Origin of the sequence: Streptomyces sp. NPDC002018 (assembly GCF_042890865.1) — a bacterium.
Taxonomy (GTDB): domain Bacteria; phylum Actinomycetota; class Actinomycetes; order Streptomycetales; family Streptomycetaceae; genus Streptomyces.
The window spans coordinates 266,932-283,631 of the sequence record NZ_JBIASO010000005.1; the positions used below are offsets into that span (position 1 = coordinate 266,932).

Here is a 16,700-nt window from a genome sequence, read left to right on the forward strand (position 1 = left end):
GCGGAAAGGTGCCGTCGTACGACACAATAGAAATGATAGTTGCCATTTGACAACATTCCCCGATGGGCAACAATCTGCTCGTTGTTCCCGCACAACCGCACCGCGAGGGGAGTAACGTGTCCAAGCCAGGAAGTGGATCCGAATGAAGCTACGCGCTGTCCGCCACGTGACTCCGCCCGGAGTCGGCGGGTGCGCCCTCCACGGCCCCGAGACGCTCGTTCGCCGCGGCGCGGAACGCTCCGAGCCCCTGCGCGAGCATCATCACGTCCGAGGGGTCCATCCGCTCCAGCACCACCCCGACCTCGCGGGTACGGAGGGCGCGGTACTCGTCCAGCACCTTGTGGCCGTGGCGGCTCAGCCGCAGCTCCACCTCGCGGCGGCTGGTCGGACTCGGCGAACGGACCACGAGCCCCATGGCCTCCATCCGGTCGCAGAGCCGGCTCAGCGAGGAGGGACGCGAGCCGAGGACGTCACCGAGAGTGCGCAGATTCACGCCCTCACGCTTTTCAATGACGAGAAGGGCCCGTAGCTGGGACGGCGAGACCGGTCCGGAAGGAGCGGTCTCCTGCCCACGTCCCCACAGCACCTCCAGCAGTTCCGAGGCGGCACAGGCGGCCTCGGCAACCTGCTCGCGTGGGTGCGGCTGACCGGTGAAGCGGGACATCGATCCACCCTTTCATCCGTCATGGGCCTTTGTCAGCCCGGACGGACCGCCCCTGGAAGAAGAAGGCCTGAACGACAGTGACTCTACTCGCGGATGTGGAAAGAGCGGTTCGCTCAGCGGCGCCACACGCCTTGGTGGACACGCTCCGTGACGCTCTCAGCACGGCTTATGGCGCGGCATCCGTACAGCTCTATCTGGTGGACTACGGACTCACGGTGCTCCAGCGGGTCGACTCGGCCGTCGGCTCCGCCGACGCGCGGTCCCTGTCGCTGCACAACTCCCCGGAGGGGCGTGCCTTCGGCAGCCAGGAGCCACGCGAGCAGCAGGTCAGGCACGGGGACGCGGTGGACCACCATCTGCCGGTCACCGTCCGCGGCGAGCGGCTCGGCATCCTCACGGTCCGGCTGCCCGGGGACCGCTCCACCCCGGACACCGTGGCGGAACTCACCGGGGTCGCCGAGCTGCTCGGCCACGCGATCCTGGTGGCCGAGCGGGACACCGATCTCTACCAGCGGGCGCGCCGGACGACACGGCTGACCCTGGCGGCCGAGATGCAGTGGGGACTGCTGCCGGCCAGGGCCTGCACCGCGCCGGAGTACGCCATCGGCGCGCAGCTCGAACCGGCCTACGCCATCTACGGCGACAACTTCGACTGGGCGGCGGACGCGGACGAGCTGACACTCGCGGTGACCAACGGCATGGGCGAGGGCATCCACGCGGCCCTGCTCACCAATCTCGCCGTCAACGCCCTGCGCAATGCCCGCCGGGCCGGGATCGGGATCGCGGACCAGGCCGCGCTGGCCGACCAGGCACTGTACGAACAGCACCGGGGTGTGTCCCACGTCTCGACGCTGCTGCTCCGGTTCGAGCTGGCCACGGGACACGTCGAGGCGGTGGACGCCGGGTCGCCGCATCTGTGGCGACGGCGGGGCAGGACCGTGGAGCGCATGGATCTGGAGCCCCAGTTGCCCCTCGGCATGTTCGAGGAGTCGGACTACAAGGCGCAGACGTTCCAGGTGCTGCCCGGCGACCGGCTGCTGCTCGTCAGCGACGGGGTGTACGCGGCGGTCTCGCCCCAGGGCGAGGCCTTCGGTGACCGGGCGCTGGCGCGGGCGATCAGCGCGACGAATCTGCTGCCCGCGGCGATGGTGCCGCGCGCGGTGCTCGGCGAGCTGGCGGCCCACCGGGACGCCGAGTCGACCGACGACGCGCTGGTGCTCTGCCTGGACTGGTTCGGCAGACAGAACGGCGCCGGGAGCTGAGGCGGAGCGCTCCGCGCCCTTCTCCTCCCGCGCGCCGGGCCCCCGCGCGACGGGCCCCCGGGTCCCGTGGCCCCCGGGATCCGGGGTCACGTACGCCCGGGGAGCCGGACGACGCTGACGAAGAACTCGTCGATCTGCCGGACCGCCGCGATGAACTGGTCCAGATCGACGGGCTTGGTCACATACGCGTTGGCGTGCAGCTTGTAGCTGCGCAGAATGTCCTCCTCGGCGGAGGACGTGGTCAGGACGACGACGGGGATCAGCGCGAGCTCCGGATCGGTCTTGATCCGTTCGAGCACCTGGCGTCCGTCGTACTTCGGCAGATTGAGGTCGAGCAGGACGAGATCCGGCCGGGGCGCCTCCCCGTAGGCGCCCCGCCGGTACAGGAAGTCGAGGGCCTCCTCGCCGTCGCGCACCACATGGAGGGTGTTGCGGATCTTGTTGTCCTCGAACGCCTCGCGGGTCATCAGCTCGTCGCCCGCGTCGTCCTCCACGAGAAGGACCTCGATCGGCTGCACGGAGGCATGGGCGCCGGACGGACCGTTCGGACCGGTCGGGGTGTTCATGAGGTGACTCCCGGTGGAGTGGTGGCCGATACGCCGCCCTCACCGGTCCGCCCGCCCGCGTACGTCGCGGGATCTCCGGGCTGGGCCGGTACGCGGGGTGCCTCGGACGCTTCGGATGCGGGGGACGGCAGGGTGGCTTCGGAGGGCTGGGCTCCTTCGGGGACCTCCGCTTCCCCGGCGACGACGGGCAGAGTGAAGAGGATACGGGTACCGCTCTCCGGGCCCGGCTCCAGCCGGATCCGGCCGCCGTGGAACTCCACGATCTTCCGCGACAGCGCGAGACCGATCCCGGTTCCCTCGTACTCGTCCCTGCCGTGCAGCCGCTGGAAGATGACGAAGACCTTCTCGGCGAACTCGGGCGCGACGCCGATGCCGTTGTCCAGGACGCTCAGCAGCCACTCGTCGCCCTCCCGCGCGCAGCCGACGGTGATCCGGCAGGGAACGCCGGGCCTGCGGAACTTGACCGCGTTGCCGACGAGGTTCTGCCAGAGCATGGTGAGCGTGGTCGGATCGCCGGTCACCTCGGGCAGCGGGCCCTCCCGTACGACCGTGACCCCCGCCTCCTCGATCACCAGGCCCAGATTGGCCACCGCCCGGTCCAGGACCGTGTCCAGTGCCACGGTCCGCCAGGCGTCGTGCACCCGCCCCACCCGGGAGAAGGTGAGCAGGTCGTTGATCAGGATCTGCATGCGCTTGGCGCCGTCGACCGCGAAGTCGATGTACTGCTTGCCGCGCTCGTCCAGCGCGTCGCCGTACCGCTTCTCCAGGAGCTGGCAGAACGAGGCGACCTTGCGCAGCGGCTCCTGGAGGTCGTGCGAGGCGACGTACGCGAACTGCTCCAGCTCCGAGTTCGAGCGGCGCAGTTCCTCGGTCTGCTCCGCGAGCAGGGCCTCGCGCGAGCGCGTCGCGGCGAGCTCGTCGGCGAGCCGGCCGCGCATGTCCTCGACCGCCGCGCCCACGGCCCGGAGGTCGGAGGGGCCGCCGACCTCGATGCGCCGGTCGAACGCCCCGGCGCGTACGCCGTCGGACGCGGCCCGCAGCGCGTTCAGCGGCCGGCCCACCATGTGGTGCAGCACGAGTGCCAGACCCACCACGGCGAGCACGAAGACGACCAGGATCACGACGAGCACGGCGTCGCGGAGCGACCGCGCGTCGTTCAGCTCCGCCCGCGCCCGGTCCCTGGCCGTGTCGAGATGGTTCTGCTGCACGGCGAAGAGCGTGCGCAGCTCGTCGAAGCCCGCCTTGCTCTCCGTCATCCGCGCCCCGGAGGCCGCCTCGGGGCCCCCCGCGCGCACGGAGGCGATCAGCGGCTCCGCCTCCTCGCGCCGCCAGGTCTCGGCGGCGCGCGTGATGCGGTCGAGGTCCGCGGTGAACCGGGGGTCGGGCGCCACGATGGCGCGGACGCGTGCGCTGTGCCTGACCTCGTCCTCGCGGCCCTGCTCGTACGGCGCGAGGAACGAGGCGTCGGCGGTCAGCACGAAGCCGCGCACCCCGGTCTCCTGGTCGAGCAGGGACTTCTGGAGCTGGAACACCGTGGAGCGGGCGGGCTGGATGTGGTCGACCAGCTCATTGGTGCGGTCGTTGGCCCGCGACAGCAGCACCCCGGCGACGAGGGTGCAGCCGCACACCACCAGCACCAGGGCCACGAGGATGAGCTGCACCCAGCCCTGGACCGAGAGCCGGCCCACCGCGGCACGCCAGGCCGTGGGGGTGCGGGGGGCCGCGCTCACCATGTCTCGCTCACCACTTCTCCGTGCGTTGTCGTGCCGGGGTCTCCGTGCCGCTTCTCGTACCCGCCCAGCCGAGATGCAGCACCGCGACATCGTCGGCGAGTCCGCCGTACGGAGCCGCCCCCTCCGCCGCCCCGTCGACCAGCGCGTCGACGAAGGCGTCCGCCGGGAGCGCGCCGTGCTCCCCGGCCAGTCCGAGCAGCCCGTCCTCACCGAGCCGGGTCGAGGGGCCCGTACGCCCCTCGAAGAGGCCGTCGGTGAAGAGCACCACATGCCCTCCCGGCGGCAGCGGCACCGCGGTCTCGGTCCACCGGCCCGTCCCCGGCAGCAGCCCCAGGGCCATGCCGACCGTCGGCTCCTCCCAGCGGACCTCGGCGCGGTCCCGTACGAGCAGTCCCGGGTGGCCCGCGCGGACGACCCGTACCTCACGGCCGCCGGGCGGGAAGACCAGGGAGCTGACCGTGGCGAAGACATGCTGGTCGGAGCGTTCGGCGACGAGGATCTCCTCCAGGAGGGGGACCAGGTCCAGCGGCTCCGTCCCGCACAGCACGGCCGCGCGCCAGGCGACCCGCAGACAGACACCGAGGGCGGCTTCCGCGGCCCCGTGGCCGGAGACATCGCCTATGACGGCGTGGACCGTGCCGTCGGCGGTCTGGACGACATCGTAGAAGTCGCCGCTCAGCAGGCCGTGGGCGCGGCCCGGTTCGTACCGCGCGGTCGCCTCGAAGTCGTCGCCGCGCAGCAGCGGCACCGGCAGCAGACCGCGTTCGAGCCGGGCGTTCTCCTTGGCCATCAGCTCGTTCGCGCGGAGCGCGGCCGACGCCTGCTCGACCTGCTTGCGCTGGAGGGCGTAGCGGACCGCTCTGCCCAGTGCCTCCGGGTCGATCCGTCCCTTGACCAGATAGTCCTGCGCACCGGTCGCCACGGCCGTCAGTCCGGCCTCCCCCTCGGCCATGCCGGTGAGGACGACGATGGCGGCGTCCGGCGCCGTGGCGAGGATCCGGGTGACGGCGTCGATGCCGTGGACATCCGGCAGATGGAGATCGAGCAGCACACAGACCGGGGTGGTGCGGCCGGCGAGAAAACGCTGGCCCTCGGCCAGTGACTGGCACCAGGTGAGCGAGAAGTCCAGATCGCTGTCGGCGAGCATCTCCTCGACGAGCAGCGCGTCCCCCGCGTCGTCCTCGACGAGCAGGATCACGCCGTCGACGGACCACAGGGCGTCACGGGCGGCCGCCCTGGCCTCCTCCGTCTCCTTCAGCGGCGGCAGGGCCGGGGGCACGGCACCGTCGTCGCGGCCTCCCCGCGCGGGACGCGCGGGACGCGACGAAGTGCTGACGGGCAACTCGACCACACTCCACCCCCTCACCCGGCGGAGCCGGTCACCCGGCTCCGTTCCGGCGGGCAGCATATGCGACAACCGGGACGTCGTTGCGCTCGCGGTACCCCGCGGCGGGAGAACGCTCCCCGAGGCACGCCGACGGCAAACCAGAAGAAGCGGAATCACACGTTCCGGTGAGTGCGCCCCCGGCGGGCTCCTCGTGGAGTGGCGGAGTGCCGCGTCACCGGACGGCGGCCCCACCGGAGTGCCGCGTCACCGAACGGCGGCCCCACCGGGACATCCCGGTGGGGCCGCCGCGACCGCGCCGTGCCGGCGGCCCCCCGCTCTGTCGGCCCGGCGCGGTGATCCCCCGGTCAGGGGTGCTTGTAATGCGTGATGGAGTCGTCGGCCGCCGTGGCGTCCGAGGCCTTCTGGATCTTCTGGATGGTCTCGGCGGGGCGGAGACGGCCCGCCATCATCTCTCCGATGAGGCCGGCGATCGTCTCCCGGTTGAGGTCCTGGTACCAGTCGGTGCGGGGGGACACGATGGCGGTGCCCGCCGCGTCGACCATCGCCGCGGCCGAGGCGAGTCCCGGCGGCAGGTCCATCCCATCGAGGGCGCCGCGCACGGTGGTCAGGGACGAGACGAGGCGGGCGAAGTTCCGCGCGGACTTCCTGCTGAGCATGATGCGCAGCATCTCCATGCCGCCCTCGGGGTTCCTCGCGTCCTTGGGGACCGTGTACGCCTCGCCGGCCTGGGCCCAGATGGTTCCGAAGGGAAGCCGGTCGGAGCTGTCCAGTCCGGAGGTCGGGGCGACGGTCATCCTGAAGCCCGGCGGTGTGGTCGCCTTGGCCTCGTTCTCCACCCAGGGGCCGTTCGGGACGAACAGCGCCTTGCCCCCGGTCCAGGCGGTCTGGGACTGGATGTGGTCGAGCGCGGCGGTGCCCCGGAGTATGTAGCCCTTGGCGACCAGTTCGTAGTACGCCTCGAACGCCTGCTTCACCGCGTCGTGCTTCCACGCGTTGGGTTCCAGGTTGTCGATCGACCTGAGGACGTCCGCGCCCCCGATCTTGGCGATGAGCGGGTAGAGCGTCCACTGGAGGTAGTACGGGTACTTCCCGGCGTACGTCCAGCCCGCGATGCCCTTCTTCTTCGCCTCGGCGCACAGCGCCAGCATGGCGTCCCAGGTCTGCGGATACTCCCAGCCGTGCTTCTCCAGGGTCGACTTCGAGTACCACACGCCGAACGCGGTGTACGCGTAGTTGAGGGCCCAGACCTCGTCGCCCCCGTACCGCCCCTTCTCGGCGACTCCGTGGATCAGGGTCTCGCCCACGGTCTTCGACGGGTCGTCGTAGGACGGCGCGTCGAGCAGGGTGCGCAGATCCGTGAGCTGCCCCTTGCCCGCCAGGGTGGCGGTGGGAAGGGACTTGGCGCCCGTGTTGTCCAGCAGGTCCGGCGGGTTCCCGCCCATGAAGCGGGGCTGCATCAGCGCCTGGATGTCCTGGGTGGCGGTGTTCTTCACCTTGGCCTTCGGGAAGGTCCTGCGGTACTGCGCCGCGGCGTCCTCGACGTACCGGACACCGAGGCCGCCGTCGAACACGACCACCTCCAGCGGGGCCGAGCCGTTGACCCCGAACGGGTTCTTCCCGCTGGGCGCGCTCCTGGAGACCTTCTGCCGCTTCTCGGCGGGGGTGGCGCAGGAACTGAGGAACGCCGCGGCGGGGGTGACGGCCAGTCCGACGGCGGCGGCGCGCCTCATCAGGTCGCGGCGGTTCAGCTCGGGCGTCGGTCGCATCGGTCGCATCGGTCGCGTCGGTCTTGTCGAGTCCATGGTCCGGTTCTCGCCTTCCGGGGATGTGGGGGTGATGGGGGCTCAGCGGTGGCCGCCGGGCCGTGGCGCCGTCGGTTCGCCGGGGGTCCCGGGCCCGGTCTCGGCTTCGGTGCGGGCCGCGGTCTCCGCTTCGGTGCGGGCCGCGGTCTCCGCTTCGGGGTCGGCCTCGTAGGCCAGCCACTGGGCGAAGGACCGCAGACCCTCCGTCAGGGGCACACGCGGACGGCCGAGACGGTCCTTCCCGGCCCGGTCCGCCGTCCCGTGCGGGCGTCCCGTGCGGCTGCCCGGCCCCGGCCTCTCGGCCGTCCCCGCCGTCTCGACGGGGACGGACCGTACCGCCGCGCAGACCGCCTCCGCGAGATCCAGGGCACTCACCCAGCGCTCGTCGTGGACGGTGTACACACCCGGCCGCCCGAGCGACAGCGCCCGCTCGACCGCTCGGTAGAGGTCGCCCGTGTAGAGATATCTGACCGGCTCCGGCAGCGGGGATCCGAGAGTGATGGGCCGGCGCAGCAGCGCGTTGCGGACGAACTCCGTCATGAGGGAGTTGCCTTCGAGGATTCCCGGGCCGTAGGGGACGCCGATCCGCAGGACCGTCATGACCGGGGGTGGTTCCGCAGCGCCGGGACTCCCGGCCATGACCTCGGCGCCGGTGGAGGCGAAGGTGTCGGCGAAGGTGTCGGCGAAGGTGTCGGTGTCGGTCGCGTCGTCGTCGCCCGTGTCGGCGTCGATGTCGATACAGATCACCTGGCCGATGCCCAGTTCGGCGGCGAGGGAGAGCACGGGGTGGGAGGCGATCGCCTTGCCGATATGGATGACCGCGCCGGTGCCGCGCAGTTCCTCGCGCCGTTCCGGTTCGGCTCCGAGGTCTCCCGTCAGCGAGGCGACCTCGTAGTTCTGGTCCGCGAGGTCCCGTGCCAGGGCACGGGCCAGATCGCCCGGGGTGCCGGTGACCGACAGCCGGCCGCCGCCGCGCGGGGCCACGGCGCGCGGGGCCATGGCCCGCCGCGTCCCACCGCTCCCGGCCTCCTCCCGGCCGCCGGGGGCACGGTCGTCGGGGGCACGGCCGTCGGGGACACGGCCGCCGGGGGCGCGGTCGTACAGTGCGGCGCCCGACTCGAAGCCGCGCAGGGCCAGGGCGGTGAGCCTTCCCCGGAGCGCGGTGAGCGTCGTGGCGCCGACCTCCGCGCACAGTCCGCCGGGGCCGAGAGTGCTGATCGCCGCGTCGGCCGGCGGCCCGCCGGGACCGGCGCGGCCGTACGACGGGTCCGTACGGCCGTGCCGGGACAGGAAGCCGGTGAGGCCGGCGGTGATCCAGACCGCCTCGACCGCCTCGGGCCGCAGAGCGGCGAACGGGTCCTGCCTGCCCGCCGCGTCCGCGGTGTCCGCCGCGTCCGCCGCGTCCGCCGTACGCACCGGGAGCAGCGCGCGGAAGCCCTCGACATCGAAGCCGAGACGCCTGCCGTAGCGCTCCGCCTCCACCGTCCGCCACTGTCCGCCGTCGCGGACCGTGACCCACGCCGTGCCGTGCTTGCAGAAGGGGACGGTGTCGAGCGCGGCGAGCCCCGGGCCGAGGCGCCAGTCCGTGCCGGCCGGCACCGGCGCGAAGCAGGCGGCGCGCCGCAGTCCGTGGGCGTCGTTACGGGCGACGCTCGGGAAGTCGTCGTGCTCGACCAGATTCGGCACGGTCAGATACGTGGGCACGCCCAGCGCGTCGAGATAGCGGCGCATGACGACATCGTCCGGCCGGCCGCCGGCGTTGCGGCGCGCGTAGTCGGCGAAGCCGCGGGCCGGCTCCGCGGGCAGGACCAGGGCCACGGTGGGGGTGTACTCCCCCGTGGCGCCGACCCACCGCGCGCCGCGCAGCGCGCCCAGCCGTACGGCGGCGCCGTTGCGTGAATTCCAGGAGGTGAAAAAGGAGATCGCCGCATGGGGTGCTTCCGCGACCACTTCGGCGACCCGTTCGAAAAAGCCTTCGGAGGGAATCGCGTCGTCCTGGAGCACCAGATGGTGGGTGGCGTCATCGGCCACCGCGGACCAGGCGAGCATCGCACTGCGTAACGCGGTCGGCGGCCCGTCGGGCTCGGGGTCGAGAACAAGCCGTAAGAGCCCTTCCGGCGCCTTCGCGACGAGTGCGGCCGCCGAATCACGCCGCCGCGGATGGCTCATGACCGCACCGCTGAGCTTTACCGGAGGACCGCCGTCGGCTGTCGCACCATTGTTTCCCGGCATGGGCCATCACCGCTTCCGTAGCAGTCGAATGCTTACCCCGCGGAGGACTATTGGCCTTTGACGGCCGTCTGTCGTACCGATAACGCTAGCGATCTCGGCTCCCACCTTTCCATTAATCGGCCAGAGCGGAAGCGGGGGGTTCCGTTCCACCGTCGCACCGCATGAGACATACGCTGAGCTGCGCGGATGGAAAGGGGCATCCGGCCGGGCGGAAGAAGCCCGGCAGTTTTCGTCATGGCTTCCGCGGAAGTTCTTCCCTGTGCCGCCGCGGTCCACCGGCACGACAATTGACACGAGCCGATCCCGACGAGATCCTGGCAACGATCTGAAATTCATCCCCGCTATGCGAGGCAGGTGCTGGATGTCCACCGCTCTTCACCAGGACACTTTCAAGGTCGACGACGCCGGAAATACACTTCCGTACCTCCTTCACCTGCCGAGCGCCTATCAGGACGAGAGCACGGGTAAATGGCCACTCGTGCTGTTTCTGCACGGTGCGTCGGAGCGCGGTGAAAACCCGGAAATGCTCACCGCGCACGGCCCCGCCAAACAGATCGCGGAAGGCGCCGATCTGCCGTTCGTCATGGTGGCTCCGCAATGTCCGTCGTACAGCACCTGGTCGACCGAATTGACGGGCCTGCTGGCGCTGGTCGACGAAATAGCGGCGACGCACCGGATCGACCAGGACCGGATCTATGTCACGGGGCTCAGCATGGGCGGGGCGGGCACCTGGGCGATCGCGGCGCGGTATCCGGACCGGTTCGCGGCCATCGCGCCCATCTGCGGTTCCTGGATGCCCGAGGCGGCCGAGCGGATCGGTCTGCTCCCGGTGTGGACCTTCCACGGTGAGGACGACTTCAACATCCCGGTCAAGCACACCGAGCAGGTCGTCGAGGCCCTGAAGGAGCGGGGCAGTCCGGTGCGGTTCACCCGCTATCCCGGTGTCGGCCACGACTCGTGGACCCGGACCTACGACGACCCCGAGTTCTACCCCTGGCTGCTCTCCCACCGCCGGGCCGGCTGACGCCGGACCCCGGCCGCCGCGGGCCGGGCCCCGGGGGGATCGAAGGGGCCCGGCCGGACGCCGGACACGGCCCACCGCGGGGCGCGGTGGGCCGTGTCCGTGCTCCGTGCGCGCGGGTCACGGCCCGCGCAGCGCGTCGAGTTCGGCGCGCAGCGACGCGACCTCCCCTTCGAGCTGGGCGATCCGGTGGCGGGTGGGAGCGAGCGCCTCGGCCAGCTCCCGCTCGCTGAACCGGGGCGTGATGTGCTTGGGGCAGTTCCAGTCGAACGCCTCCACGGTGAGGGTGACGAGCTGCTCGACCTGGCCGTCGGTACGGGACGGGGAGAGCCGTTCGAGCAGTCCTGGCGCGTCGGCGGCGGGAGTCACCGCGGCCCGTCCGAACATCTTCAGCCGTGTCTGGCGGGCGTAGTCGATGAAGAAGAGCGCCACCCGGTCGTCGCCGCGCAGATTGCCCATGGTGATGTACTGCCGGTTGCCCCGGACATCCGCGTAGCCGAGGGTGTGCTCGTCGAGGACCTGGACGAAGCCGGGCGGGCCGCCGCGGAACTGGATGTACGGCCAGCCGGTGTCCCCGACGGTCGCCATCAGGAAACCGTCGAGGCCCTGGACGAACGCGGCTTCGGCGGCGGTGAGCGGATCGGGGACCTCGGCGTGGCCGGCGGAGCCGAGCAGCCGGCGCCGTCCCGCGGCGCCGCTGCCCATCTCCTCCTGCACCGTGACGACATGCGGGGTGTACGCCAGATGCGGGTACCGGCTCATGCCGGGCCCTTCGCGCCGGAGGCCGCGTCGGCCAGGTCCGTCCGCACGGACCCGATCAGCCCGGTCCTGGCGGCCGTGACCCCGGCCTGGAACCGGCTGTCGGCCGCGAGGTCCTGCATGATGGCCGCGACATGCCGGCGGAAGGAACGGTCCGACATCCCGACGCGGCGGGCGATCACCTCGTCCTTGATACCGGCCGCGAGCAGCTCCAGGATCGTTGTCTTCAGGTCGTCCAGGATCCCGCCGTAGCCGACCGCGCCGGACTCCAGCCCGAACGCGGACTGCCAGACCAGATCGTGGATGGACCCCAGGAAGGCCGCCACGGACGGGTCGTACACGATCGCGACACCGTTCCCCTCCCCCGTCGCGTCGGCGGGGACGAAGGCGACCCGGCGGTCGAAGATGAGGAAACGGCCGTGGATCTCCCGGGAGGTGCGCACCTTCCCGCCCAGGTCCGTGAGGTCCCGTACATAGGAGCGGGTGCCCGCGTCACCGCGGGCGGTGTGCGGATAGAGCACCCGGGCGTCGGCGCCGCGCTGGCGCGCCTCCAGGACGAGCGGGCGGGAGTACGTCAGCTCGGGAGGCTCCTGGGCGACGCAGGGCTGCATCACGAGCACCTCGGACTCACAGCTCTGCGCGGCCTCCATCAGCCGGAGTTCGATCTCGTGCCGGTCGTCGGTGACCACCACGGTCTCGCGGCGTGGCCGCGCCCGCTGGGTGTTGCTGAACGCCTCCATGAAGGAGAGCAACTGGCTCTTGACCCCGACCAGTTGGCGCCGGTTGTCATGGATCGCCCGCTCCAGCGGTACGAGCAGTTCCATCTGGGCCGCCTCGGGGTTGACCGCGATCAGCTCCCCCCGGCCGCCCGGCACCTCCTTGATCAGCCTGAGGCCGCGCAGAACGTCGAACGCCTCCTCGATCCGGTGCGGCGGGACATCGAGCTCACGGGTGAGCCCCTCCGGGGTGACGCTGTCGCAGCCGAGCGTGTACTCGTAGACCTGGACCACGAACTCGTCGACCCGGCCCGCGTCCGTGTACTCGTGCGTTCTGGTCCTCGTGCCGATGTCCATGGTCAACTCCTCTGTTCGGCCCCGGCGAGTTCCCCGTCGGCGGGTACGGCGCGCAGCCGCCTGATGGCGGGCACGGCGAGCAGCAGCCCGCTGCACAGCAGACCGAGCAGGGTGGCGACGATCATCAGCGGCCGCTGCCCGGTCACCGACGCCAGCGGACCGGCGATCGAACGGCCCAGGGCCATCGAGAGCAGCGATCCGGTCACGTCGTAGGCGTACACCCGGTTGAGGAGGGCGGCCGGTATCTGGGTCTGGACCGTGGTCGCCCAGATGACGGACCAGAAGGCGAGACCGCCGCCGGCCAGGGCCCAACCGAGGCTCAGCAGGTAGACGTTGGGATTCAGGGCGGGCACGATCGGATACAGGGCGAACAGCGCCCAGCCGGCCGAGCCGACCGCCAGCGGACGTCCGCGTCTGGCCCTGATGGCCACGACACCGCCCAGCACCCCGCCGGCGCCGAAGGCCGCCATCCCGATGCCCAGCGCGGTGGAGCCCAGGTCGGCGACGACCAGGTCGGCCGCCACCGGGAGCGAGACGCCCGCCACGAAGCACCCGTACACCAGGAAGATGGAGATCACTGCCCACAGCCAGGTGCGGGAGCGGAACTCCTGCCATCCCTCGACGAGCTGGCGCCGGAACGACTCCTCGGCGGGTGCCTTCACCGAGGTGGCCAGCCGCAGCGCGAAGAGACACGCGGCGCTGAGGGCGTAGGTCGCCGCGTAGATGGCGAAGACGGTGCTCGGCCCGGAGACGCTCACCAGGACACCGGCCAGCGCCGGGCCCAGCACTCCGGCCACCGACTCGGCCATCCGCAGGACGCCGTTGGCGCGCTGGACGTCCTTGGCGACGCGCGGGACGAGGCTGGCCACCCCGGGCTGGAACAGGGCGGTCGCGAGTCCGCTGAGGAACTGGAGGGCGACGATGCCCCAGAGCGGGGGGACCCCCAGGGCGAACATGACGGCCATGGCGCCCTGGATGACCAGCCGGACCAGGTCGGCCATGACCATCATCCGGCGGGGTGTGAACCGGTCGGCGAGCACACCGCCGAAGAGCATGCACAGCGCGAGCGCGGCCATCCAGGCGCCCAGCGCGTACCCGACGCCCGAGGTGCCGTACCCCGCGTCGAGGACTCCGACGGACAGGGCGACGGGAAGCATCGCGTCACCGAGCAGTGAGCCGGTGCGGGCGCCGAAGTAGAGACGGAAGTTGGCGGACCAGAGCTGATCGGTCGGTGCGGGTTCCCCGGCGGGGGAGCCGTCGTCCGTACGGGTGTCGACTTCGGAGCTCACGCGCTGTCACGTCCCTGGGTGCGGCCGGTCAGGTCATGGATGACGGGCAGGGCGGCCCAGGCGTCCGGGTCGGCCGTGTCGGCGTCGGCCGGGGCGCCCTCGTGGACCAGATAGCGGTGCGGGGCGATGGCGGTGACCCGGCCCGCGAGGGCCACCAGCGTGCGCTCGTGCACGGCCGTGGGGCCGGCCGGGGCGGTGAGATGACAGACCAGCCGGTGGCCGAGTTCCTCGTCGGGCACGGCCGTCACCAGATGCGGGACCTCGCCCAGGACATCGGCCATCAGGTCCCGTACGGCGTCGAGTTCGATCCATGAGTTGTCGCTCCTGAACCAGCCCTCGCCGCGGTCCACCGGCGCGAGGGTGGTCAGTTCGCCCACCTCGGCGAGCGGCACGTCCCGTCCGGCCGCGGTCCGCAGCAGCCGCAGCAGGGCCCGGCCGAACTCCTCGGCCTCGCCCTTGTCCAGGGTCTGCGGGTCGACCCAGAGGGTCAGCTCGAACTCGCCCTCCAGCCGGTACAGACAGACGAAGAAGCGGCAGGGGATGTCCTCGGCGGGCAGCCAGTCGACGCTGCCGCCCAGCTCCGGGTCCTCCACGGCGGCGCGCTGATGGCCGGGTATCCAGACGCTGGGCAGTCTGCTCAGCGCGGAGTGGTCGGGTGAGTCGGCCGCGGTGGCCAGCGCGCTCATGTCGTTGAAGACGAGGTCGCGGGCGAAGGAGATACCGCGTTCGCCGCTGACCCCGTTGATGACCTGCCAGACGGCCGTGGGGTCGAACCAGCTGTGACGGTAGGCGGAGAGCGCGGCCGAGCGGACCTGCCGTACGGCGTCGTCGAAGCCGGCCGCGTCGGTGAGGTCCACCGGCAGCAGGGCGTCCTGTGCCAGGGATCCGAAGAAGCCGCGGAGCTTGCGGATGATCCGGTTGCCGGAGAGCGAGGTGGTGACGACCGTGCGGTGGCCGGTGCGGTGACCGACCAGCACGGCCAGCGCGGCGAGCGCGACGGCGGAGGTGCTGGCGCCGGTCCGGTCGGCGATCGCCTGGAGATCGGCGGGCACCGTGCTCGACCGTACGTTCAGACCGGCGTGCAGCCACTCGGTCTTGGCGGGGGCCGCGTGCGGCGGGGTGAACATCGCCTGGGGCACACGGCGGAGCTGGGACTCCCAGTAGCGTACGGATCCCTCGCCGATCCGTCTGATGGAGGGGGTCCGCTCCAGCTCCACCACATCGACCGGTTGCAGCTCGGTGGCCGGCGGCAGCGGCCGTCCCGCCGACAGGGCGGCCCATTCGGTGTGCAGTGTCTCGCAGGCGGCCACGTCCATCGCGGCGTGCGAGACCACCCAGACCAGATGGCGCGGGATGCCGCCGGCGGTCACGACGGCCACCCTGAGCGGGAGTTCGGACTCCAGGTCGAAGATCTGCGAGCGCAGCCGGCGGGCCGTCGCCGCGGCGCTCTCCAGCGGATCGTCCGCCGGGTCCGCCGGGTCGACCAGGGTGACGGCCAGCGCGCCCTCGCCGGCCACGTGCTGGGTGGGGGGTGTGCTCAGCCGGTAGGTGGTGCGCAGCGACTCGTGGCGCTCCAGCAGGACGCGCAACTGGTCGGTGATCCGGTCGAGTCCGCCCTCGGCCGGGGCGTCGAAGACCATGGCCAGATTGAGCCGGGAGGGATCCTCGTCGACGCTGATGGAACGCACGATGTTGGCGTGGCCGAAGGACAGCGGGCCTGAGCGGCTGGTCTGTCCGGTGAATGACACGGTGAGCTGTGGCAAGTGGTCACCTCGTGGGTCTGATGGGGGGTTGGGTGAGGGCCTTGTGCGTCTTCGGGCAGCGCTCCGCCGCCCGTCGGACGCGCGCGGAGCCGGAACCGGGCGGGGTAGGGCGGGGCGGGGTGGGGTGGGGCGGACGGCGCGATCGGGGTAGGGGGGCGGGGGCCGGGGAAGGGAGCGCCGGACGGCTCAGCCGGGTCCGGCGGCCGAAGCGGGGTGCGGCCCGTCCTCGCCGCCGATCAGACACAGCGCGACGGTGGCGTCGTCGTGGTGCTTGCCGGGAAACGTCCCGGCGGGGGTGGCGGACTCGGCCGCCCGTGTCAGGGTCAGCACGGCCTCGGGCCCGTCCCTCTCCAGCCCGTCGAGCAGTTCGTACCAGCTCCAGTCGTACCGCTCGACCAGCCGGTACGCGCCGTCGGTCAGCGCGCAGGCCCGTCTGATCTCCTTCGCCGGCCGGGACCCGGTGAGCGCGTGCGCCGCCGCCTCGGGCGAATTGCCCGCGACCCAGAAGCCGCCCGCCCTGTTGCGCAGATGGCGCAGCTCGGCCCAGGAGCGCTCGGGGAAGCCGTGGATGCGCTCGTCCACCACGGCCTCGACGGTCTGGTCCCCTGTCTGGACCACGACGGCCGAGTCCCCCAGGACCAGATGATCGACCCGGCCGTCATGGGCGCGCAGTACGGCGACGGTGGCCGAGGGGCTCCGCGGGTTGCCGAGGTCGCACTGCCCGCCGTGCGCCTCCATGGCCGCGGCGATCGCCGTGCGCAGCAGTTCGGGCAGGGGCGCGTCCTCGTGCTCGATCAGGCCCGCGGTGAGCCGGCTGCCGAGCCGCTGGACCAGCCAGCGCACGCTGTGGACGCAGCCGTTGTCCTCGCCCGGCTCGGGTGTCGCGCCGTCGAGGACGACGGCGAAGTGCCCGCCCGCCGTGACGAAGTCCTCGTTGAAGGTGTCCCCCGGCCGTGTGGCACACGTGGTCTCCACGGTTCTCCCCTGGGAGGTGCGCGGCCGGCCCGGGTACGGCGGGGCGGCCGCGCGGTGCGGATGGTCTGTACCTGTGCCCAGCAGCATAGGGAGAGGGAGTAGCCGCCCCGCTACAGTCCGACCATAGGGGCGGATGCCGCGTCCCGGCCGGGTTCCTCCGCCCAGTCGTCCCTTCTGACCTGCGACAACGCGGAACGGCCGGGTTTTTCGTGA

General features: G+C 71.8%; 13 protein-coding genes. 2 read left to right on the top strand and 11 right to left on the bottom strand.

The features are described from left to right. Positions 1-148: 148 nt before the first annotated feature. Entirely contained in the window at positions 149-664 is a 516-nt protein-coding gene (locus ACFYYH_RS10705) for a MarR family winged helix-turn-helix transcriptional regulator (RefSeq protein ID WP_388548612.1), read from the bottom strand. 134 nt (positions 665-798) lie between these two features. Between ACFYYH_RS10705 and ACFYYH_RS10710 the strand changes: the two genes are divergently transcribed. Beyond that, positions 799-1,926, top strand: a complete 1,128-nt coding sequence (locus tag ACFYYH_RS10710) for a PP2C family protein-serine/threonine phosphatase (RefSeq protein ID WP_388548615.1) — start codon at positions 799-801, stop codon at positions 1,924-1,926. A gap of 86 nt (positions 1,927-2,012) precedes the next feature. Here the strand turns inward: ACFYYH_RS10710 and ACFYYH_RS10715 are convergent, their stop codons facing one another. The 5 genes from ACFYYH_RS10715 to ACFYYH_RS10735 all read right to left on the bottom strand — a co-directional run bounded on the left by ACFYYH_RS10715 (position 2,013) and on the right by ACFYYH_RS10735 (position 9,544). Further along, positions 2,013-2,492, bottom strand: a complete 480-nt coding sequence (locus ACFYYH_RS10715) for a response regulator (protein WP_388548618.1) — start codon at positions 2,490-2,492, stop codon at positions 2,013-2,015. Further along, entirely contained in the window at positions 2,489-4,225 is a 1,737-nt protein-coding gene (locus tag ACFYYH_RS10720; RefSeq protein ID WP_388548620.1) for a CHASE3 domain-containing protein, read from the bottom strand. Before ACFYYH_RS10720 ends, ACFYYH_RS10715 begins: the two co-directional genes overlap by 4 nt. A 7-nt stretch (positions 4,226-4,232) precedes the next feature. Next, entirely contained in the window at positions 4,233-5,483 is a 1,251-nt protein-coding gene (locus ACFYYH_RS10725; protein WP_388548893.1) for a PP2C family protein-serine/threonine phosphatase, read from the bottom strand. Between the two features lie 434 nt (positions 5,484-5,917). Further along, the gene (gene ngcE, locus ACFYYH_RS10730; protein WP_388548623.1) at positions 5,918-7,339 is read right to left on the bottom strand and encodes an N-acetylglucosamine/diacetylchitobiose ABC transporter substrate-binding protein; all 1,422 of its coding nucleotides are present in this window, start codon (positions 7,337-7,339) and stop codon (positions 5,918-5,920) included. Positions 7,340-7,417: 78 nt separating this feature from the next. Next, positions 7,418-9,544, bottom strand: coding sequence for a hypothetical protein (locus tag ACFYYH_RS10735; protein WP_388548625.1), 2,127 nt, complete (start codon positions 9,542-9,544; stop codon positions 7,418-7,420). A gap of 424 nt (positions 9,545-9,968) precedes the next feature. On the opposite strand from ACFYYH_RS10735, the gene ACFYYH_RS10740 reads away from it, so the two are divergent. Beyond that, positions 9,969-10,631 (top strand): alpha/beta fold hydrolase, encoded by a 663-nt coding sequence (locus ACFYYH_RS10740; protein WP_388548627.1) that lies wholly within the window; start codon positions 9,969-9,971, stop codon positions 10,629-10,631. Positions 10,632-10,748: 117 nt separating this feature from the next. On the opposite strand, the gene ACFYYH_RS10745 is transcribed toward ACFYYH_RS10740, so the two are convergent. The 5 genes from ACFYYH_RS10745 to ACFYYH_RS10765 form a co-directional block, all read right to left on the bottom strand. Next, positions 10,749-11,390: a pyridoxamine 5'-phosphate oxidase family protein gene (locus tag ACFYYH_RS10745; RefSeq protein ID WP_388548630.1), complete on the bottom strand. Its 642-nt coding sequence runs from the start codon at positions 11,388-11,390 to the stop codon at positions 10,749-10,751. Then, positions 11,387-12,460, bottom strand: coding sequence for a LuxR family transcriptional regulator (locus tag ACFYYH_RS10750; RefSeq protein ID WP_388548633.1), 1,074 nt, complete (start codon positions 12,458-12,460; stop codon positions 11,387-11,389). Before ACFYYH_RS10750 ends, ACFYYH_RS10745 begins: the two co-directional genes overlap by 4 nt. A 2-nt stretch (positions 12,461-12,462) precedes the next feature. Next, positions 12,463-13,749: an MFS transporter gene (locus tag ACFYYH_RS10755; RefSeq protein ID WP_388548635.1), complete on the bottom strand. Its 1,287-nt coding sequence runs from the start codon at positions 13,747-13,749 to the stop codon at positions 12,463-12,465. Further along, positions 13,746-15,512: a condensation domain-containing protein gene (locus ACFYYH_RS10760; RefSeq protein WP_388548637.1), complete on the bottom strand. Its 1,767-nt coding sequence runs from the start codon at positions 15,510-15,512 to the stop codon at positions 13,746-13,748. Before ACFYYH_RS10760 ends, ACFYYH_RS10755 begins: the two co-directional genes overlap by 4 nt. 186 nt (positions 15,513-15,698) lie before the next feature. Beyond that, complete coding sequence (locus ACFYYH_RS10765; protein ID WP_388548639.1) at positions 15,699-16,487, bottom strand: protein phosphatase 2C domain-containing protein; 789 nt, start codon at positions 16,485-16,487, stop codon at positions 15,699-15,701. Positions 16,488-16,700: the final 213 nt, after the last annotated feature.